Origin of the sequence: Cupriavidus necator, assembly GCF_013141915.1 — a bacterium.
Taxonomy (GTDB): domain Bacteria; phylum Pseudomonadota; class Gammaproteobacteria; order Burkholderiales; family Burkholderiaceae; genus Cupriavidus; species Cupriavidus necator_B.
In genome coordinates this window covers 113,368-133,477 of record NZ_SROX01000021.1, presented here as the reverse complement: position 1 = coordinate 133,477, position 20,110 = coordinate 113,368, and the positions used below count along the sequence as shown (strand labels likewise).

Below are 20,110 nucleotides of genomic sequence, written 5' to 3'. Positions count from 1 at the left end.
CTTCAGTTGCTCGTCGTGTCTCACCATGAAAAACACCCCAAGGTTGGATCGGCGTCCAACTCTTGGGGTGCAGTTCACAGCGGGCTTTTTGCATGATCGATCGCAGCTCGGCGCGGTCAGCCGAACATCAGGCAAAGGAATAGAACACGCGGAACTGCACCTTGCGCTCACCCCAGAACTCCGCAGCGTCGCGGAACACGTCGAGCAGCACTTCGCGGGCTTCCTTGTCGAACTTCTGTGCGATCGGCAGGCCCTCCAGCACGATCACGAAACCCGGCTGCGGGCCAGCCTTGTAGATCATGTCGGTCAGGCAATCGGCCAGTGCGTCGAAATTCTTGCCGAAATGCTTGGGGAAGGTGAACGAGGTGGCGATGGTTTCCAGGATCTCTGCCTTGCTCGCGCAAGGCGCGCAATTGGCATAGAGGAAATGCTGGCCGAGATCGGCCGCCGCCTGGGCCAGTTCCGGCACACGGAAGGCGCGGATCGACTGGACGATGTTCGGGCGCACCGTCTTGAACAGGTTCATGGCCCCCTCGCTGGTGCCGTCGTTCCAACCGGGACCGGCGGGCACGGCCGCAGGCGCAGTCGCGGGCGGGAGTTTTTGCATGAGCTCGTGGCTCGGCATCATCAGCACGTTGTCGTATAGGTTCTGGGCCTGCTGCTGAGCCCGCTGCCAGCCATCTCCGGCGCCGCGCTCTTCGCGGGCGGCAAGGGCGTCGCCCAATCCGAAAATGTCAGTCATCATTTGAGTATCCGTTTGAAGCTGTTGTAGTGGTCTTCCGTGTAGTAACAATCGTTGGCAGCGCGCTGTTCCCCGCCGCAGACGATCCGCTTGGCTCCCCGGTTCCGGCTCCTGGCGCTCTTGACCGTGTATTCGCGGTAATAACCGCGATCTCTTTGCGGCAGGATGCGTTCATAGTTGCCGAATCTCGAGCCGTCCTTGTCATACGGGAACGGGCCGCCGGCTTCGATGCGCTCCAGGGTCTGCCGCGCTTCGTTGGGCAACTGCTGCACTGCAATGGTTCCCGGTCCTTCGGTCTGCGCCTGGCGCGCCAGCGTCGGCTGCGCCAGGGCCAGCACCAGCGCCGCGCCGGTCAGGGACCGGGCCAGCATGCGCGTTGCGTGCCGCATCGGAGAAACTTGGAAACCCACGTTGCTTGTCTTGGTTGAACCGGAAATCGAGCCTGCCGCTGGTTGGGTAGACGATCTGTCCGGGCCACCCTGGCCGGCGCCCTGCGCCGCCTGAAGCGAAGCGCGATGGATGCCGACCGCACCGGGGCGCTCATGGCGAGCGCCTGTATCAAAGGCGTAAGGTTACGCGCATGCACGCAATTAATCAATCCCGCCTCTGTTGCAGTGCGATTTCTTCAATTGTTTCAATATGTTAAGCGTATGTGTGCGCATACTAACCACCGCAACACAGCGATAAAAAAAGCCGGGCGAACCCGGCTTTTCGTCACATTGACCCGGTTCGGGCCAGCGCCATCGCTTAGCGCTTGGCAGCGGCGTCGACCACCACCAGCGACGTCATGTTGACGATGCGGCGCACCGTCGCGGACGGTGTCAGGATATGCACCGGCGCCTTCACGCCCAGCAGGATCGGACCGATCGCGACGTTGTTGCCCGCCGCAACCTTGAGCAGGTTGTACGAGATATTGGCCGCGTCGATATTCGGGCACACCAGCAGGTTGGCTTCCCCCTTCAGCGTGCCGTCCGGCACCAACTGGTCGCGCAGCTTCTGGTCGAGCGCGCAATCGCCGTGCATTTCGCCGTCGATCTCCAGGTCCGGCGCCTGCTCGCGGAGGATGGCGAGGGTCTCGCGCATCTTGCGCGCCGAGGGCGCCTCGGACGAGCCGAAGTTCGAATGCGACAGCAGGCCGACCTTGGGTTCGATGCCGAAACGCTTCAGCTCTTCGGCGGCCATCAGCGTGATCGCGGCCAGTTCCTCGGCGCTGGGGTCGACGTTGACGTGGGTATCCACCAGGAAGATCTGGCGTCCCGGCAGCACCAGGCCGTTCATCGCCGCATAGACCTTGTTGGTGCCGCCCAGCACCTGGTCGATATAGCGCAGGTGCGCCGCGGTGTTACTGACGGTGCCGCAGATCATGCCGTCCGCCTCGCCCTTGTGCACCAGCATCGCGCCGATCAGCGTGGTGCGGCGGCGCATTTCCAGCTTGGCGTACTGCGGCGTGATGCCCTGGCGGGCCATCATGCGGTAGTAGGCGTCGGAATAGTCGCGGAAGCGCTCGTCGTGTTCCGGGTTGACCACGGTAAAGTCGACGCCGGCGCGCAGGCGCAGGCCGAAGCGCTCGATGCGGTGCTGGAGCACCGCCGGACGGCCGATCAGGATCGGGTTGGCCAGTTTCTCGTCGACGATCACCTGCACGGCGCGCAGCACGCGTTCTTCCTCGCCCTCGGCGAAGACGATGCGCTTCTTCTCCATCTCGACCTTGCGCGCGGCGGCGTAGATCGGCTTCATCACCGTGCCGGAGTGGTACACGAACTGCTGCAGCTGCAGGCGGTACGCATCCATGTCCTCGATCGGGCGCGCGGCCACGCCGGACTTCTTCGCGGCTTCGGCCACGGCCGGCGCCACCTTGACGATCAGGCGCGGGTCGAACGGCTTCGGAATCAGGTATTCGGGGCCGAACGACAGATCCTGGATGCCGTACGCGGTGGCGACGATGTCGCTCTGCTCCTGGCGTGCCAGTTCGGCCAGCGCATTGGCCGCAGCAATTTCCATCTCGCGCGTGATGGTGGTGGCGCCGCAGTCCAGCGCCCCGCGGAAGATGAACGGGAAGCACAGGACGTTGTTGACCTGGTTCGGGTAGTCGGTACGGCCGGTGGCCATCACCGCGTCCGGACGCACTTCCTTGACCAGTTCCGGCGAGATCTCCGGATTCGGGTTGGCCAGCGCCAGCACCAGCGGCTTGTCGGCCATGCGCTGCACCATGTCCTGCTTCAGCACGCCCGCCGCCGACAGGCCCAGGAAGATGTCTGCGCCGTCGATCACTTCGCCCAGCTTGCGCTTGTCGGTCTTTTGCGAGAAGCGCGCCTTTTCCGGGTCCATCAGCTCGGTACGGCCTTCGTAGACCACACCGGCCAGGTCGGTCACCCAGATATTCTCGATGGGCAGGCCGATGTCGACCAGCAGGTCCAGGCAGGCCAGCGCGGCCGCGCCGGCACCGGAGGCCACCAGCTTGACCTTGGCGATATCCTTGCCGACCACCTTCAGGCCGTTGATGATGGCCGCGGCCACCACGATGGCGGTGCCATGCTGGTCGTCATGGAAGACGGGAATCTTCATCTTCTCGCGCAGTTTGCGCTCGACGTAGAAGCACTCCGGTGCCTTGATGTCTTCCAGGTTGATGCCACCGAAGGTGGGCTCGAGCGCGGCGATGATCTGGACCAGCTTTTCCGGATCCTTCTCGTCGACTTCGATATCGAACACGTCGATACCGGCAAACTTCTTGAACAGCCCGGCCTTGCCTTCCATCACCGGCTTGGAGGCCGCGGCGCCGATGTCGCCCAGGCCCAGCACGGCGGTGCCGTTGGTGATTACCGCGACCAGGTTGCCGCGCGCGGTGTAGCGGAACGAGTTGGCGGGATCAGAAACGATTTCTTCACAGGCTGCGGCCACGCCTGGCGAATAAGCCAGGGCCAGGTCGCGCTGGTTCGACAGGGGCTTGGTCGGCGTGACCGAGATCTTGCCGGGAGTGGGAAACTCGTGATACTCGAGCGCCGCTTTGCGCAGCGCCTCGCGCTGCTGCTGTTTCAGATCGTCTTGGGACGGGGACTGTGGGCTGGTCATCGGCGCATCTTCCAATCGGTGGAGCCGTCATTGACGAGGCGGGGACGATTCGGCGGACCGGCTCCACGCGTCCGCCCTTCTCTTCCTTTGGAACCCAGCATTTTATATAGTGAAATACTATTTCACAATAAGCCTTTTACTTGGGGCACCTTTGCGATTCGGTACAATATGCCCCATCCTCCGGGGCAACACCAGCAAGCGTAGCGTTCCCGCGCTGAAGCGGCGCAGCGCATGGCGGTCATGGCTATAGGGCGCGGCAGTATCTTGCTGAAATGCGGCAGGCGCCCCATGCTGACAGTGCGCGCCCGCGGCCGGATCTTCCGGCAAATACCAGGGATTTCCTCCCAAACGCCACCACCCATCCCCGCCCGCCTCGGCGCAGTTTCTCCACGATGCCCAACGCCCAGCCCGCCCCGCTTTCCGAATTCGACCTGATCCGCCGCTATTTCACCCGCCCGGTACGCAAGGCGGCGCTCGGCGTCGGCGATGACTGCGCGCTGGTCGAGGGCCGTCCCGGCCATCATCTCGCAATCAGCACCGACATGCTGGTCAGCGGCCGGCATTTCTTCCCGGACGTGGCGCCGCGCGCGCTGGGCCACAAGGCGCTCGCCGTGAATTTGTCAGACCTGGCCGCCATGGGCGCCGAGCCGCGCGCCTTTACGCTGGCGCTGGCCCTGCCGGCAGCCGAGCCCGAGTGGCTGGCCGAGCTGGCCGGGGGCATGCTGGCGCTGGCGGACGAACACGGCTGTGAACTGGTGGGGGGCGATACCACGCGCGGCCCGCTGACACTGTCGCTGACGGTATTCGGCGACGTGCCGCTGCGCGCCGCACTGCGCCGCGACGCCGCGCGCCCCGGTGACGATATCTGGATCTCCGGCACCCTGGGCGATGCGCGGCTGGCGCTAGGCGACTGCCGCGGCGAATGGCTGCTGCCCGAGCCCGAATTCAGCCAGGTCCGGCCGCGCATGGACACCCCCACTCCGCGCATCGCGCTGGGCATGGCCTTGCGCGGCGTGGCGCATGCGGCACTGGACATCTCGGATGGCCTGGTCGGCGACCTCGGCCATATCCTGTCGCGTTCACAGGTAGGCGCGCTGGTCGATGTCGACGCCCTGCCCCGCTCGGCGGTGCTGGCGGGCCAGCCCGACGCCATCCAGCGCGAGTGCGTGCTGGCTGGCGGCGATGACTATGAACTGTGTTTCACCGCGCCGGCCGGCCACCGCGACGCGATTGCCGCGATCAGCGAACGGCTGGCGCTGCCGTTGACGCGCGTCGGAGCCATCACGCCCGAACCCGGCCTGCGGCTGGTCGACCGCGCCGGCAACCCGACCCGCTACGAGGGCGCCAGCTTCGACCACTTCGCTGCCCCCTGACACCAGGTCACAGGCATGTCATGATGCCGGCATCGGCGCCTGCGCGGGCACGGGAGTCCCGCACGCATCGCAGCGCAAGCCGGCCATAACCATAAGCCGTATCGGCATCACACGAGCCAACTTTGATGTCCACCTTCCCTCCCGGGGCCGCGCCGCGCGACCCCGCCCTGACCCTGGAAGCCGGCCAGACCGCCAAGGTCACGCGCCCGAGCGCGCGCTTCATGCTGGCCCATCCGGCGCACCTGATCGCCTTAGGCTTCGGTTCCGGCCTGTCGCCGGTTGGTCCCGGCACCGTGGGTACGCTCTACGCCTGGCTCTCGTTCGTGGTGATTTCGCTATGGATCGAGCCCGCCACGTGGCTATGGATCATCGCCGGCGGCTTCGTCGCGGGCCTGTGGGCGTGTGCCCGCACCGCGCGCGACATGGGCGTGCACGACCACGGCAGCATGGTCTGGGACGAGATCGTTGCGTTCTGGCTGGTGCTGGCCTTTGTCATGCCGACCGGCTTCTGGGGTCAGTTCGCCGCGTTCCTGTGGTTCCGGCTGTTCGATATCGCCAAGCCGGCCCCGATCGGCCACTATGACCGCAGCCTGAAAGGCCCGGGCCTGCGCGGCGGCTTTGGCGTGATGTTCGACGACATCTTCGCGGCGTTCTACACGCTGCTGGTGTTTGCCCTGTGGCGCTCGTTCTGAGCGACAAACGCCCGCCCTCTCATCAGCCATCCCCGCCGATCATCAACTGATTCCCACAAAACAAACCCTGCACCCATCATGTCCGTCAGCCGCCTGCTCGACCAGCTCGCCATCCAGGCCGGCGTCGCCCTAGCCGACAAATCCCTGATGCTGGCCACCGCCGAATCCTGCACCGGCGGCCTCGTGGCCGCTGCCATTACCGACGTATCGGGCTCGTCGGGCTGGTTCGAGCGCGGCTTTGTCACGTATTCCAATGAGGCCAAGTCCACCATGCTGGGCGTGCCGGCCAAGCTGATCCGCGATCACGGCGCGGTCAGCGAAGAGGTCGCGCGCGCGATGGCGGAGGGGGCGCTGCTGAACAGCCGCGCGCAGGTGTCGCTGTCGATCACCGGGGTCGCCGGCCCGAACGGCGGCACCCCCGAAAAGCCCGTGGGCATGGTGTGCTTTGGCTGGAGCAACCGCATCACCACCGTCGTCGAGACCCAGCGGTTTCCTGGCGACCGCGCGCAAATCCGGCGCCAGGCGGCCGAGCACGCGATGCGGGGGCTGGTGGAGTTGCTGCGCAACGAGGCCTGAAAGCACTGCCGCCGCGCAGCCCGAGCCAAAAAAAACCGCGCCGGCAGGCGCGGTTTTTTCTCGTGCCGCGTGCGGCGGTCAGCCGTGGCGGTAGCGGTTGATGGTCTCGCGCGTCTGCAGCGCGACGTTGCGCGCCGCAGACGCGAAGTCCTTCTCGCGGCTGGCGTACAGGATGGCGCGCGACGAATTGATCATCATGCCGGTGCCGTCGGCGGTGCGTCCGGCCTTCACCGTGGCCTCGATGTCGCCGCCCTGGGCGCCAATGCCGGGGATCAGCAGCGGCATGTCGCCGACGATCTGGCGTACCCGTGCAATCTCGTTGGGGAAGGTCGCGCCGACCACCAGGCCGATCTGGCCGGTGGTGTTCCAGCGCTCGCGCGCGGCCTCGGCCACCAGCTGGTACAGCGGCTTGCCGTCGACCTGCAGGAACTGGACGTCCGAACCGCCCGGGTTGGAGGTGCGGCACAGCACGATCACGCCGCGGTCCGGGTAGGCCAGGTAGGGCTGCATGGAGTCGAAGCCCATGTACGGGCTGACCGTGACGGCATCGGCCCGGTAGCGCTCAAAGGCTTCCAGCGCATAGTGCTCGGCAGTCGAGCCGATGTCGCCGCGCTTGGCGTCCAGGATCACCGGGATGCCGGGGTGGGCGTCGTGGATATAGTGGATCAGCTGCTCGAGCTGGTCTTCGGCGCGCTGCGAATGGAAGTAGGCGATCTGCGGCTTGAAGGCGCAGACCAGGTCGGCGGTGGCGTCGACGATCTCGCGGCAGAACGAGAAGATGGCGCCGCCCGCCCCCGTCAGGGACAGCGGCAGCTTGTGCGGGTCAGGATCGAGCCCGACGCACAGGAGGGAATCGTTGCGCTGCCAGGCGGCAGCAAGCTGCTCGGTGAAAGTCATGAGTACTCGGAATGTCCTGGTGGCGCCGGCGCCTCATCGTGGAGGCCTATCGTTGGCCGATGGACTCGGCCGGCGCGGTTGGCCGCAGCGGCGTGAAAACCTTTCATCCCTGCAGCATATGTCGCTTTCGGCAATTTTACCCGCTGCGTGCTATGGTTTTGCGCTTCCTCTCAAAACAATGCGCGGCATCCCGCACAGCCGCGTCCAGTCATGTCTCTCGATCGCCGTGGTCTCTTCCTGCTTGTCATGCTGACGCTCGCCTGGGGCATCAACTGGCCCATCATGAAAGTGGGGGTGGCGCATTTTCCGGCCATGGGCTTTCGCCTGCTGTGCATGGCGGGCGGCCTGGTGGCGCTGGGGCTGGCGCTGCGGCTGCGCGGCGATTCGCTGGCGGTCCCGCGGCGCGAATGGGCCGCAGTATTCTGGCTGGCGCTTCCCAATATGGTGGTCTGGCATCTGTTCGCGATCTGCGCGGTCAAGATGCTGTCGTCGGGCCGCGCCGCCATCCTCGGCTATACCATGCCGATCTGGGCGGTGGTCTGGGGCCTGGTGTTCTTCCGCGAGCGCATCAGCGCGTGGGCGTGGCTGGGCATCGGTTGCGCGCTGGCGGGCACGGTGCTGCTGCTGTCGGGCGAGTTCGCCGCGCTGACCGGCAGCCCGGCCGGAACGCTGCTGATGCTGCTGGCCGCAGCCGGCTGGGGCTTCGGCACCCAACTGATGAAGCGCACCCAGACCGACGTGCCGATCGGCGCCATGACCTTCTGGATGCTGGCCGTGACGCTGCCGTTCCTGGCACTGGGCTCGCTGCTGCTGGAGGACGGCTGGCGCGTGCCCACGGCCGTCGAATGGGCCGCGATCGCCTACAACGCGGTGGTGGTATTCGCCTTCTGCCACCTGGTCTGGTTCAGGCTGGCGCGCAGCCTGCCGCCGGTGGTGTCGAGCCTGTCGATCATGTTCATCCCGGTGGTCGGCGTGTTCTCCGGGATGTGGCTGTTGGGCGAGCAGCCGCACTGGCAGGACTACGCCGCGATCGTGCTGATGTTCCTGGCGCTGTCCTCGGTGATGCTGGCGCCGCTGCTGTGGCGCCGGCTGCGCGGCGTGCCAGGCTGAGCCCGCGGCGCTGCCGCGGTCGCGAGCCGGCAACGGTGCGGGCCCATCGCGGAGATTTCACTTAACAAGCCACCCTCCGTTGGGCTACACTCGCGGCCATCACAATCCCGGAGAAATTACGTGGGCAGTAGCATCGGGTGTTCGAGTTGCCGCAGCAACGCTGCGACCTCTGCGAATGCCATGTCACTGCGGGCTGCGTAACGACGACCCGCCCGGAGCACCCGGCTCCGCGCTTCGTCGGCCTTGCCCGCAGTCAGAACTGCGGGCGAGTGTCTTTCCATGCCACCGGCGGCGCCTCCATGCGCGCCCACCGTGGCGGATCTTCCCTCTCCCGGCTAGCCAGCCAACCCAGGCAAACGCCATCGCCTTGTCCGCCCTGCCGGTGCAGCCGCGGGACAGCGCGATCACGCTTGCCCGTGGCCCGGCCTTGCGCGGCTTGCCGCCGGGCCATGACGGGGCATGACGCAATACCTGGGAATGCGGCGAGCCGCCTGCGCTTGTCTTCGCGCTTGTCTTTGTTTTTCGTCGCAATCAGCAATAAGGAATCCCGGGGATGATCAACCTGTTCGTCCTGCAAAAAGGCCGGCTTGCCCAGGAGCAGGTCGACGAGCGCAATGAGCTGCTGCAGCACAAGCCGATCTGGATCGATGTCGTCAATCCCGACGACGAGGAACTGAACTGGATCAAGGAAGCCTATGGCGTCGCCCTTCCTGAACTGGAAGACCTGGGCGACCTGGAAGCGTCCGCCCGGTATTTCGAGGGCGAGGACGAGAACATCCATATCCGCACCGACTTCCTGCTCGACGAGGAAGAGGTGTCGCGCAACGTGCGCGTGGCGTTCGTGCTGACCAAGGACGTCCTGTTCTCCATCCACGACGAAGACCTGCCGGTGTTCCGCCTGGTGCGGCTGCGCGCGCGCATGCGACCGGGCTCGGTGCGCAATGCCAAGGACGTGCTGATGGATTTGTACGCGACCGACGCCGAATACTCCGCCGACTCGATCGAGGAAATCTACGAACGCCTGGAAGAGGCCAGCCGCCGCGTGCTGGCCGAGAACGTGACCGATGCCGCCGCTGCCGACGTGCTGGAAACCATCGCCCGCGAGGAAGACCTGAACGGGCGCATCCGCCGCAACGTGATGGACACGCGCCGCGCGGTGTCCTTCCTGATGCGCAGCCAGCTGTTGTCGGCCGAGCAGCAGGACGAGGCGCGCCAGATCCTGCGCGACATCGACTCGATCGAGAACCACACCGCGTTCCTGTTCGACAAGATCAACTTCCTGATGGACGCCACCGTCGGTTTTATCAACATCAACCAGAACAAGATCATCAAATTGTTCTCGGTGGTGTCGGTGGCGCTGATGCCGCCCACGCTGATCGCCAGCATCTATGGCATGAACTTCAAGTTCATGCCGGAACTGGACTGGGGTGCCGGCTATCCGTGGGCGATTGCGCTGATGGCGGTGTCGGCGGCGATCCCGCTGGTGTATTTCCGCAGGAAGGGTTGGTTGAGCTGAGGCGCTGAACCGCCTACAGCTTGACTCCCCTCTCCCGCGCGCGGGAGAGGGGAGCAAACCCATCCCGGCAGCAAAGCCCTCAATCCGGCAACGTCGCCGCCCCCATCCGCCGCGCGATGATGCCCGCCTTGGCGCGGAAATTCACGCGCACATTGGCGCAGTATTCCTTCTTGTCGAAGCACTTCGGCGCCGGCAGCGCCGCCGCCAGGCGCGCTGACTGGCCCACGCTGAGCTTGTCGGCGCTGGTGCGGAAGTAGTGCTGCGCCGCGGCCTGCGCGCCGAATACGCCCTCGCCCCACTCCACCGAATTCAGATAGATCTCGTAGATACGCTGCTTGTCGAGCCAGAACTCGAGCATCCACGTGATCGCCAGTTCCTGGCCCTTGCGCAGGTAATGCTGCTCGGACGACAGGAACAGGTTCTTGGCCAGCTGCTGCGTGATGGTCGAACCGCCGCGCACGATGCGCCCGCGCTTCTTGTTGCGCTCCCAGGCGTCCAGCATGGCATCGAGCTCATAGCCGGGGTGGTTGACGAAGTCGGCGTCCTCGCTCGCGATCACCGCGCGCTTGAGGTTGCGCGAGATGCGGTCGTACGGCACCCACTGCCGCTCAAGGCCGCAGTTCCACACGTTGAGGCCGCACAGGCGCCAGCGCTCGGCGCGCATGAAGGTGGTGGTGGTGGGATTGAGATACTGCCAGCTGGCGATCTGCACGAAGAAGTACAGCTGCATCGCCACCACGCCGGCGGCCACGCAGCCCAGCAGGTAGCCGAGCCAGCGCAATGGATTGAAGACCGCGCGGGCAGGCGCGGCAGCGGTGCGGACGGCACTGGCCGTGCGGTTGCGCTTGGCCACGGCGGGCGGCGTCCCGGTCAGCCCTTGCGTTCCGCCTGCAGCGCGGCGCGCAGCTCGGCCAGCACGGGGGCGGTGCGCGGGCGCACGCCACGCCAGATATAGAAGGCTTCGGCGGCCTGCTCGACCAGCATGCCCAGGCCGTCGCTCACGCGCGCGCCGCAGCGCGCGGCGAACTGCAGGAACACGGTGGGCTCGGCGCCGTACATCATGTCGTAGGCCAGCACGCCTTCGCCAAGCAGGAACTCGGGCACTGGCGGCACCTCGCCATGCAGGCTGCTGGACGAGGCATTGATGACCACGTCGACGGCTTCGTCCTCGGACAGGCCGTCGAGCGCATCAAGGCCGCCGCCCCACAACTCGACGCCATACTGGTCGGCGGCCTCGACAAACTCTTCGAGCATGTCGCTGGCGCGCGACGCGGTGCGGTTGGCCACCACGATGCGCGCCGGCCGGGATTCGATCAGCGGCAGCATCGCGCCCATCGCGGCGCCCCCGGCGCCGAGCAGCAGCACGCGCTTGCCTTCGATCAGTGTGTCCAGGTTGTCCTGGATATCGCGCACCAGGCCGATGCCGTCGGTATTGTCGCCATGAATCAAACCCTCTTCGATCCACAGCGTGTTGACCGCGCCCGCGGCCTCGGCGCGCTCGGTCAGGCGGTCGGCCAGGTCATAGGCTTCCAGCTTGAACGGCACGGTCACGTTGCAGCCGTAGCCGCCGCCGGCAAAGAACTGGCGCACGGTGTCGGCAAACCCGTCCAGCGGCGCCTCCAGGCGGTCATATTGCACGGCCTCGCCGGTCTGGCGCGCGAAGGCGGCGTGGATCGCCGGCGAACGGCTGTGCGCGACCGGGTTGCCGATCACCACATAGCGGTCGGAGCTGGCTTGGGAAGGGTCAGTGGATGTCATCAGCGTGCCTGCAAGCGGGTTTCCAGCCCGCTGCGCGAAAACTTGAAAGTGGATATGACCTCGAGGATGTCCTGGCGCGAGGTCATCTCGGCGGTAAACGCGCCGAACGGCGCGGCCGCGCGCACGATCGCCACCGCCTGGCGGTCCAGCACGGGATCCCCCGAACTCTTGACCACGTCGATGGCGTCGACGTTGTAGCCGTCGCGGTTGTAGCCCAGCTTGCCCTGCCGGTTGACGTTGATCACCAGGATCAGCTGGCCATAGAGCGGCTTGCCGTTGCGTTGCGGGAAGTCCGTGGTGCCGCGCGCCTCGATCTTGCGGCGCAGCTGGTCGTAGTACTGCGCGTAGTCGACCGCCTGCGCGCTGGTGGCGGTCAGCTGGAAACGCTTGGGCCGCTTGGCGTAGTGCTCGAGGTTGCGGCCGATCTCGGCTTCCAGTTTGGCCATCTCGTCGGTCGAGGTACGCTCATCCTGGCCGCGCTGCGGCGTGTCCTGGCGTTTCTCGCCCGGCTTGAGCGGCTGGTTGCGCACCGCCGGCGCGGCGTCGCGCGACTGGGTCAGCAGGCGCTGCTGCTCCTGTTCGAGCTGCTCGACGCGGCGCTGGACCTGGCGCACCAGGTCGCCGTCCTGCGTCAGCGTCTGCGCCGGCAGTGGCGTGGTGGCGCGCTGCAGATCATGGTCGCCGCCGCCGTCGAGGTTGGCTTGCGCCAGCGCAGTCGGCTTGCGCGGCTTCTGCGCCGACTTGGCGTTGACCAGCACCACGTCCAGCGCGGCATCGCTGCGCTTGATCTCGAAGACTTCCGGCGCAGCCACCCGCACCATCAGCAGCAACGCGTGCACGGCCACCGAAATGGCGAGCGCCCGGGCCAGCATACTGCTGTGGTGCCACCTGGCATGCCACCAGGGGCGGGAAGCGGCAAGAGTGGCGTTCACGATGAATGGATGAGGGCTCGGGAGACAACCGCGGCAGCATCGGCGGGGCCGGCTGGAAGACCGGGGCTGGGGCGCCCCGGATCAGACCCGCATTGTAAGGGAGCCCCGCGGATTTCCGAAGGCTTCAGCCGGCCGCCGGGGTGCCGGTGTCGCGCTCGCCCGACGCCTTGCCGGCGGCGTCGCCGCCCGCGTCGGCCGGCTCCTGGTCGGCGACGACCGCGGCCTGCTCGGCGGCATCCTCGGCCGCCGCTTCGGCAGCGGCTTCGGCGGACAACTCAGCGGCTTCCTCGTCGCTTTCCAGCTCTTCTTCAGGGACTTCGCCTTCACCGGCAAAGATCTCCAGCACCCGGCACGAGACCTCCAGCGTGATCTCGTCGGTCTCGCCGATCTCCAGCAGCACCTGGGTGCCGCGCTGCGCCTGCACCAGCTCGGGCACGCGCGTGACCAGCGGGATCTCGGTGAAACGCACCGCCCCTTCCTTCAGCACCGAAGCCACCATGCGCTCGCGGTTTTCCTGCTTGAGCCAGCGCAGGCACCAGTAGCGCTCCATGGTCGACTGGTGGTCGGCATAGGCGGCGTAGGTGCCTTCGAAGTCGGCCACCGCGGCCAGCAGGTCGGCGTCCTTGGGCTTGAATGGCGCCACCAGCTTGGCGGTCACGCCGTGCTGGGCCACCGCCAGGATCTGCCACTGGTTGACCAGGTCGACATAGCGGCGCAGCGGCGAGGTGCTCCACGCGTACTGCGCCACGCCAAGGCCTTCGTGCGGCGCCGGGTAGGTCTGCATGCGCGTACGGTGCATGCCCCACGCCTTCTGCGTGCGGTAGATGCCAGGCACGCCGTGGTCGGCCAGCAGCTTGCCCCAGGTGCTGTTGGCCAGGATCATCATCTCGGCGACGATCTTGTCCAGCGGCGAGCCGCGCTTGCGCTGCTCGATGCGCACGCGCTGGCTGCCGTCGGCCTGGTCGTCGAGGTAGAAATTGAAGTCAGCGCGGTTGTGGGTCTCGGGCCGCAGGCCGCTGGCCAGGCGCGCTTTCTGGCGCTCGTCGTACAGGTAGCCGGCAAAATGCCAGAGCTGCGTCAGCGCGTCGCGGAACGGATAGTCGCCGGTGCCGTCGGCGAGCGAGGCCTCGGTGATGACCTCGTCGAGCAGGTTATGGCGCAGGTTGGCGGCGATCGGCACCAGCTCGGCGCGGGTTTCGCTGCCGGTGACCAGCCACACCGTCGGGTCCACCGTCACGTACAGCGACAGCGCCGGGCAGGTGCGCCCTTCCTGCAGCGTGTAGCGCTCGACCACCGCGTCCGGCAGCATGGTGATCTTGTCGCCCGGGAAGTAGACCGTCGACAGGCGCTGGCGCGCGATCGCGTCGAGCGGCTCGCCGCGGCGGATGCCCAGCGCCGGCGCGGCGATATGGATGCCGATGCGCAGCTTGCCGTCGGGCAGCGGCGTCACCGACAGGGCATCGTCGATCTCGGTGGTGGTGACGTCGTCGATCGAGAACGCCTCGACCTGGGCCAGCGGCAGGTCGGCGGGCGGCTCGGGCACGTCGGTATCGGCAAAGCCAGTGCCCTTGGGAAAACACTCGGCCAGGAACTTGGCCTCGTGCAGCGCACGCGCGCTGGCCACGCCGCCGGCGGCCACCATCAGCCGCATCGGCGACATGCCGAGCGCAGTGCAGGCGGCATCCATGGCCTTGTACTCCAAGCTGTTCTTGTCCGGCTTGAACAGCAGCTGCAGCACCTTGTTGCGGAACGATTCCGGCAGCGTCAGGGCCTTGAGCTGGTCTTCATACTCGGCCTGCACCAGCGCCTGCTGGCGCTTGCGCTCGAGCGCGGCCAGCGCCGCCTTGAGCTGGTCTTCGGGCGCGCGCTGATAGCGGCCGCGGCCCTTGCGGCGGAAGTACACCGGGTTGCCGTGCAGCGCCATTGCCAGCGCCGCCTGCTGCACCGCGCCGGGCTCCGCCCCGTAGTATTCAGCGGCCAGCTCGGCAAAGCCGAACTCGGCCTCGGGCGCGCATTCCCACAGGAAGTCCAGGTCGATCTCGGCCACGAGGTCGCCGGTCTGGCGCAGCAGCTCGGCCGCGGACGGCTGCGCGAACTGCAGCAGCACATCGCGCGACTTGACCTTGGCGCGCTTGCCGGCTGGCAGCTCCACCTGGTAAGCCTCACCCTGCTGGTTCAGCACGGTGCCGGCGCGGATCTCGCCGCCTTCTTCGAACAGCAACTGCATCGATCGGTACTTTCAACTATGCGCGGAACCGCGCCGGGCAGCCCTGTGGCCAGCGCTGGAGCGGATCCTGTGGGAGAAATGGTGCCACCGCGCGCACCCGCCTGAACGCGCGCGAACGGAAACGAATGCGGCGCGCGCGGTGCCAGTGGAGGCCTGTCGCGAGGCGCCGGTCGCGCCGCACGGGCGCGGCCTGAGACCCGGAATGATACCGCACCCCGGTCCGGCCGCCCGGGGGCGAGCACCGGCACGGTGCGTCAGCCTTCGCGGGTTGCGTTAGCTGGGGTCGAAGCGCCTCGGCCTGTGGTCCGCAAATACCTGGGATGCGGTACCGCCTCGGTCCCCGGGGCCGGCCGCGACAGCAGGTCCGGCAGGAACACTTCGGTCACGAGCATCACGCCGTCGCCGCGCCGGAACACCGAGCGCCGCGCGGTCAGCATGGGCAGGGGCGCCATGGCCGGCAGCACGCGGTGCAGGGCCTGGCGCAGCGGGTGGTGCGGCAGCAGGCGCGCAAACTGGAACGGCTCGCGTTGCACCGCCGGATCGACAAACAGGCGCCCGCCCAGCGGGCGCTCGCCCAGACCGCGCAGGAACGGCCAGTCGCGGCGCGCATGGCGCAGGCGCACCACGGTGTGGGCGAACACGGCGGGGATGTCGTCGCAGATCAGCAGCACCTCGCGCGTCAGCGCCGGGGTGCGGTCGGGCTGGCCCAGCGCCTGCCATTCATCGGCCAGCGGGCGCTGCTGCGCCTGCAGCAGCCGCGCCACGCGAAAGCGCGCGGAGGCGGCCACCAGCCGCGCGGTCAGCGAACCGTCATCGCCGGTGACCCAACGCCGCAGGTTGGGCGGAATGGCCGTATCGAAGGCCAGGTGCGGGCTCCAGCCGCAGCGGCGCACGGACTGCGCGCTCATGCCGGGCCGGCGCCGGCCGGCGTCTTGCCACCGGGACCATAGCCGCAGAAGGCGAGCACATCGTCGACGTAGTCAGCAAATTCGCTGATGCCGTGGTCGCTGCCCTCGATCACGCGGATATTTGCGCCAGGGCAGGCGTCCACCATTTCGCGATAATCCAGCACCTCGTCGCCGGTGGCCGCGATCAGATAGTAGCGCTCGGGCCGGGTGATGGTGTCCACGCGCAGGCCCAGCAGCTCTTGCAGGTGGCGGCGCTCGACCGTGACCGAACCGCCGCCGTGCCACAGCGGCTGTTCGCCCAGGTATGTCTCGAGGTCGGTCCAGGGATGGATCGCGGGATTCAGCAAGACCGTCTTGCAGCCGTACTGCTCGGCCAGCCAGCGCGCATAGAACCCGCCCAGCGACGAGCCGACGATGGCGATTTCCTGGTCGCCGCCCGCCCGCGCCGCGCGGATCGCCGCTTGTGCCTGGGCCATCGCCATGGCCGGCGAGACATTGAGCGTGGGGCAGGCGTAGTGCCGCCCCACGCCCCACTCGCGCATGCGCGCCTGCACCAGTTGGGCCTTGAATGATTGGGGGGAAGAGCGGAATCCGTGCAGGTACAGCAGCATGGCGTTGCGTCCGGTCAGCGCGTCGTGCCCTGGGCCAGCGCGTCCAGCAGTTTCTGGTGCACGCCGCCGAAGCCGCCGTTGCTCATCACCAGCACATGGTCGCCCGGCTGCGCCGCAGCGCGCACGGCCTGCACCAGCGCGTCCAGGTCCTGGAACGCGGTGGCAGTGGCGCCCAGCGGCGCCAGCGCTTCAGCCAGGTCCCAACCCAGCGCGTCCTTGCCGGCGGGAGCGCCGTAGCCGAACACCAGGTCAGCCTGCTCCAGGCTGGCCGGCAGCTGCGCCTTCATCACGCCCAGCTTCATGGTGTTGGAACGCGGCTCCAGCACCGCCAAGATCCGGCCCTTGCCCACGCGGCGGCGCAGCCCATCCAGCGTGGTCTGGATGGCGGTCGGATGGTGGGCGAAGTCGTCGTAGACCGTCACGCCGCCGGCCATGCCGCGCACTTCCATGCGGCGCTTGACGTTGGCGAAGCGCGACAGCGACGCGACCGCCTGCGCGGCCGGCACGCCGACGTGGCGCGCGGCGGCAATTGCGGCCAGCGCGTTCATGCGGTTGTGGGTGCCCTGCAGGTCCCAGGCCACGGTGCCGGCGACAGCTTCGCCGAACCACACGTCGAACGCTTCCTTGCCGGCCGCTGCCTGGGTGCCGGCAGCGTCGCTCTCGCGCCAGTCGCCCACGCCAAACTGCTCCACTTCGCTCCAGCAGCCGCGCTCCAGCACGCGCGCCAGGCTTTCTTCCAGGCCGTTGACGACGATCCGGCCCTGGCTAGGTACAGTGCGCACCAGGTGATGGAACTGGGTCTCGATCGCAGCCAGATCCGGGAAGATGTCGGCGTGATCGTATTCCAGGTTGTTCAGGATGGCGGTGCGCGGGCGATAGTGGACGAACTTGCTGCGCTTGTCGAAGAAGGCGGTGTCGTACTCGTCGGCCTCGATTACGAAGAAATCGGATTCGGTCACCCGCGCCGAGATGCCGAAGTTCTGCGGTACCCCGCCCACCAGGAAGCCCGGGTTGTAGCCGGCATCTTCGAGGATCCAGGCCAGCATCGACGTGGTGGTGGTCTTGCCGTGCGTGCCGGCCACCGCCAGCACCCACTTGCGCGCCAGCACGTGCTCGCCCAGCCATTGCGGGCCCGACACATAAGGCAGGTTGCGGTCGAGGATGGCCTCCATCAGCGGGTTGCCGCGCGAGACCACGTTGCCGATCACGAACAGGTCCGGCTCCAGCGACAGCTGGGCCGGGTCGAAGCCCTCGATCAGTTCGATTCCCTGGGCTTCGAGCTGGGTGCTCATCGGCGGGTAGACGTTGGCATCGCAGCCGGTGACGCGGTGGCCGGCCTGCTTGGCCAGCACCGCCAGGCCGCCCATGAAGGTGCCGCAGATGCCAAGGATATGAATATGCATGGGTTCCCGGAAAGACTTGAAGCCCGCAGGCGTGGGGATTCGGGCCCGGCGGCGCGGCGGCTGGGTTGGAGCCTTTTGGTGCGGCGGCGGCCAGGCAGGAAGCCTTCGATTGTACCCGAGCGCCAGCGCCCTTCGCTGCACTGCGGCAGCACCCACACCGCGTGGGCGAACGCCTCCGGTATCATGGGGCATGAATCGACGTACCGCCCCTGACCCCTCCCGCCTGCGCGAGGAAATCGCCCAGGCTGCCGCCCGCATGATTGCCGAGGACGGTGCCGACTACGCCACCGCCAAGCGCAAGGCCGCGCGCCAGGTGCTGGGCGAGCAGCGCGTCCCGGGCGAATGGCTGCCCGACAACGAGCAGGTCGAGGCCGAAGTGCGCGCCTACCAGGCGCTGTTCCACGCCGACAGCCAGCCGCGCGTACTGGCGCTGCTGCGCCGGCTGGCGGTGATGGCCATGCAAGACCTGGCGCCGTTCCGGCCCTACCTGGTGGGGGCCGTGCTCAATGGCACCGCCACGGAACACTCGGATATCTATCTGCAGTGCTTCTGCGACAGCGCCAAGGACGCCGCGCTGCACCTGATCAACGCCGGCGTCGACTTCGAAACCAGCGAGAGCCGCCACTTCGGCGGCCGCGGCGAGGTCGAGACGCTCAGCTTCCTGTGGAAGGGACAGTGGCCCGATCAGCGCGAGGCGCGCCTGCTAGCCGGAGAAGTCCGCGCGGAACTGGGTGCGCCAGTCGGCATCCATATAGCCCTGTATGATGCCGTCGATGAACGCGGCGCGATGCGGCCAGACGCCTCAGGCCGCGCGGCACGCGCGGATGTGCAAGCCGTGCAAGCGCTGCTGGATGCCTCCGACGCTGCCGGCAACGCCTGACGCACCTTTTTACTGGTTCCCCGCCATTCCCATGACTGAAACCGTCGCCCCGCCCGCCCGCCGCTCCCGCCTCTGGCTGTGGATCGCTGTCGCCGTGATTGCCTGCGCCGCCGGTGCGTTCGCCGGGCTGTTCGTGTTTTCGCCCAAGCCTGCCAATGAACAGGCCGTGGAGACTTTGTTCCAGTCCCGGATGCCGGACCCGACCGGCACAGAACTGGATCTGGGCAAGTTGCGTGGCAAGACCGTGGTGGTCAACTTCTGGGCGCCCTGGTGCGGCCCGTGCGTCGAGGAAATGCCGGAACTGACCGCGCTGCACGAGGAGTTCAAGCACCGACAGGTTGAATTTGTCGGCATCGGCATCGATTCGGCCGCAAACATCCAGCAGTTCACCCAAAAAGTGCCGGTGGCGTATCCGCTGGCCGTGGCCGGCTTCGCTGGCACGGAGTTGTCCCGTAATTTCGGCAACAGCGCGGGTGGACTGCCCTACACCGTAGTCATCAATCCCGACGGATCGGTAAAGTACCGCAAGATGGGGCGCGTGACACCCGACGAATTGCGTGCCGTGCTGCCGCGCTCCTGACGCATTCTTCGCGCAACATCGTCGAATTACGCTGATTTCTTGAGCATTGTCCACCTCACGGCTCATTTTGACGCGAAAGTGCTCAAAAGGCCCTCGAAGCGGCGTTGTTGGCTGTAAAGCCTTGTATCGCCCGCTAGACAAATCCCTCTAAGCTACGGTAATCTCCGCGCAATTTCGTTGATCTGGTCGAGCCGCCGTGACTGCAACCCGCTCCATCCGTCGCTCACCCCGCTACCGCAAGGTGCTGGTCCTGCATGGGCCCAACCTTAACTTGCTGGGCACGCGGGAGCCAGAGACTTACGGGCACACCACGCTGGCTGATATCGACGCAGCCCTTGCGGAACGCGCGGCGAAAGCCGGGATTACGCTGGATTCGTTCCAGTCCAACCACGAGGGAGCGCTGGTCGACCGCATCCACGCCGCCCGCGTGGCAGGGGTCGAGTTCATCATCATCAACCCGGCCGCCTACACGCATACCAGCGTGGCGCTGCGCGACGCGCTGGCCGGCGTGGCGATCCCGTTCATCGAGGTGCACCTGTCGAACGTGCATCGGCGCGAAAGCTTCCGGCACCACTCCTATTTCTCGGACGTGGCGGTCGGGGTGGTCTGCGGGCTGGGCTGGCAGGGTTACCTGCTGGCGCTGGACTATGTACTGGGCCAGGAGCAGCCCCCACCCGAGAGTTCGGGGAGCTGAACCCCCACAAGGATTTTTTGACAACCTGCGCGCGCCGCCCGGCGGCCTGCGCCCGTTGGCGTGCCTCGGCACGGCGGGCGTGGATTTCCGGTGGCCGGCACAACGATTGTTCCGCCACGGCCCGGTCCGGGCAGCGGCGGAA

General features: G+C 67.1%; 19 protein-coding genes. 8 read left to right on the top strand and 11 right to left on the bottom strand.

Features of this window, described 5'->3' with window-relative positions; genetic code table 11:
* Positions 1 to 127: 127 nt before the first annotated feature.
* From E5S69_RS28130 to E5S69_RS28120, 3 genes are all read right to left on the bottom strand, one after another.
* A complete protein-coding gene (locus E5S69_RS28130; RefSeq protein WP_171517734.1) occupies positions 128 to 745 on the bottom strand; it encodes a barstar family protein in 618 nt (205 codons plus the stop codon).
* Positions 742 to 1,113 (bottom strand): ribonuclease domain-containing protein, encoded by a 372-nt coding sequence (locus E5S69_RS28125; RefSeq protein ID WP_171517733.1) that lies wholly within the window; start codon positions 1,111 to 1,113, stop codon positions 742 to 744. Before E5S69_RS28125 ends, E5S69_RS28130 begins: the two co-directional genes overlap by 4 nt.
* A 376-nt stretch (positions 1,114 to 1,489) precedes the next feature.
* Positions 1,490 to 3,811: an NADP-dependent malic enzyme gene (locus tag E5S69_RS28120; RefSeq protein WP_171517732.1), complete on the bottom strand. Its 2,322-nt coding sequence runs from the start codon at positions 3,809 to 3,811 to the stop codon at positions 1,490 to 1,492.
* Between the two features lie 392 nt (positions 3,812 to 4,203).
* Here E5S69_RS28120 and thiL point away from each other — a divergent pair, with 392 nt between their 5' ends.
* The 3 genes from thiL (at position 4,204) to E5S69_RS28105 (ending at position 6,452) form a co-directional block, all read left to right on the top strand.
* The gene (gene thiL, locus E5S69_RS28115) at positions 4,204 to 5,184 is read left to right on the top strand and encodes a thiamine-phosphate kinase (RefSeq protein WP_171517731.1); all 981 of its coding nucleotides are present in this window, start codon (positions 4,204 to 4,206) and stop codon (positions 5,182 to 5,184) included.
* 125 nt (positions 5,185 to 5,309) lie between these two features.
* Positions 5,310 to 5,876, top strand: coding sequence for a phosphatidylglycerophosphatase A family protein (locus E5S69_RS28110; protein ID WP_171517730.1), 567 nt, complete (start codon positions 5,310 to 5,312; stop codon positions 5,874 to 5,876).
* Positions 5,877 to 5,954: 78 nt separating this feature from the next.
* Positions 5,955 to 6,452, top strand: a complete 498-nt coding sequence (locus tag E5S69_RS28105; protein WP_092306388.1) for a CinA family protein — start codon at positions 5,955 to 5,957, stop codon at positions 6,450 to 6,452.
* Between the two features lie 78 nt (positions 6,453 to 6,530).
* Here the strand turns inward: E5S69_RS28105 and pyrF are convergent, their stop codons facing one another.
* Positions 6,531 to 7,349, bottom strand: a complete 819-nt coding sequence (gene pyrF / locus E5S69_RS28100; RefSeq protein ID WP_171517729.1) for an orotidine-5'-phosphate decarboxylase — start codon at positions 7,347 to 7,349, stop codon at positions 6,531 to 6,533.
* A gap of 210 nt (positions 7,350 to 7,559) precedes the next feature.
* Here pyrF and E5S69_RS28095 point away from each other — a divergent pair, with 210 nt between their 5' ends.
* Positions 7,560 to 8,459 carry a DMT family transporter gene (locus E5S69_RS28095; protein WP_171517728.1) on the top strand — a complete coding sequence of 300 codons (900 nt, stop codon included), beginning with the start codon at positions 7,560 to 7,562 and terminating at the stop codon, positions 8,457 to 8,459.
* 553 nt (positions 8,460 to 9,012) lie between these two features.
* Positions 9,013 to 9,975: a magnesium/cobalt transporter CorA gene (gene corA, locus E5S69_RS28090; protein WP_018006324.1), complete on the top strand. Its 963-nt coding sequence runs from the start codon at positions 9,013 to 9,015 to the stop codon at positions 9,973 to 9,975.
* Positions 9,976 to 10,054: 79 nt separating this feature from the next.
* Here the strand turns inward: corA and mtgA are convergent, their stop codons facing one another.
* The 7 genes from mtgA to mpl all read right to left on the bottom strand — a co-directional run bounded on the left by mtgA (position 10,055) and on the right by mpl (position 17,814).
* Positions 10,055 to 10,756, bottom strand: coding sequence for a monofunctional biosynthetic peptidoglycan transglycosylase (gene mtgA, locus E5S69_RS28085; RefSeq protein ID WP_171517738.1), 702 nt, complete (start codon positions 10,754 to 10,756; stop codon positions 10,055 to 10,057).
* Positions 10,757 to 10,845: 89 nt separating this feature from the next.
* Entirely contained in the window at positions 10,846 to 11,733 is an 888-nt protein-coding gene (gene aroE, locus E5S69_RS28080; RefSeq protein WP_171517727.1) for a shikimate dehydrogenase, read from the bottom strand.
* Complete coding sequence (locus E5S69_RS28075) at positions 11,733 to 12,665, bottom strand: energy transducer TonB (RefSeq protein WP_171517726.1); 933 nt, start codon at positions 12,663 to 12,665, stop codon at positions 11,733 to 11,735. The genes aroE and E5S69_RS28075 overlap by 1 nt, the downstream gene beginning before the upstream one ends.
* Positions 12,666 to 12,789: 124 nt before the next feature.
* A complete protein-coding gene (locus E5S69_RS28070) occupies positions 12,790 to 14,892 on the bottom strand; it encodes a ribonuclease catalytic domain-containing protein (protein ID WP_171517725.1) in 2,103 nt (700 codons plus the stop codon).
* Between the two features lie 254 nt (positions 14,893 to 15,146).
* On the bottom strand, positions 15,147 to 15,800 hold the full coding sequence (locus E5S69_RS28065; RefSeq protein WP_171517724.1) for a chorismate--pyruvate lyase family protein: 654 nt from the start codon (positions 15,798 to 15,800) through the stop codon (positions 15,147 to 15,149).
* Positions 15,797 to 16,411, bottom strand: a complete 615-nt coding sequence (locus E5S69_RS28060) for a YqiA/YcfP family alpha/beta fold hydrolase (protein ID WP_171517723.1) — start codon at positions 16,409 to 16,411, stop codon at positions 15,797 to 15,799. Before E5S69_RS28060 ends, E5S69_RS28065 begins: the two co-directional genes overlap by 4 nt.
* Positions 16,412 to 16,425: 14 nt before the next feature.
* Positions 16,426 to 17,814 carry a UDP-N-acetylmuramate:L-alanyl-gamma-D-glutamyl-meso-diaminopimelate ligase gene (gene mpl, locus E5S69_RS28055; protein ID WP_171517722.1) on the bottom strand — a complete coding sequence of 463 codons (1,389 nt, stop codon included), beginning with the start codon at positions 17,812 to 17,814 and terminating at the stop codon, positions 16,426 to 16,428.
* A gap of 190 nt (positions 17,815 to 18,004) precedes the next feature.
* Here mpl and E5S69_RS28050 point away from each other — a divergent pair, with 190 nt between their 5' ends.
* From E5S69_RS28050 to aroQ, 3 genes are all read left to right on the top strand, one after another.
* A complete protein-coding gene (locus E5S69_RS28050) occupies positions 18,005 to 18,694 on the top strand; it encodes a UDP-N-acetylmuramate--alanine ligase (protein ID WP_171517721.1) in 690 nt (229 codons plus the stop codon).
* 31 nt (positions 18,695 to 18,725) lie between these two features.
* A complete protein-coding gene (locus E5S69_RS28045) occupies positions 18,726 to 19,274 on the top strand; it encodes a TlpA family protein disulfide reductase (RefSeq protein WP_171517720.1) in 549 nt (182 codons plus the stop codon).
* Positions 19,275 to 19,470: 196 nt separating this feature from the next.
* Positions 19,471 to 19,968, top strand: a complete 498-nt coding sequence (gene aroQ / locus E5S69_RS28040) for a type II 3-dehydroquinate dehydratase (RefSeq protein WP_171517719.1) — start codon at positions 19,471 to 19,473, stop codon at positions 19,966 to 19,968.
* Positions 19,969 to 20,110: the final 142 nt, after the last annotated feature.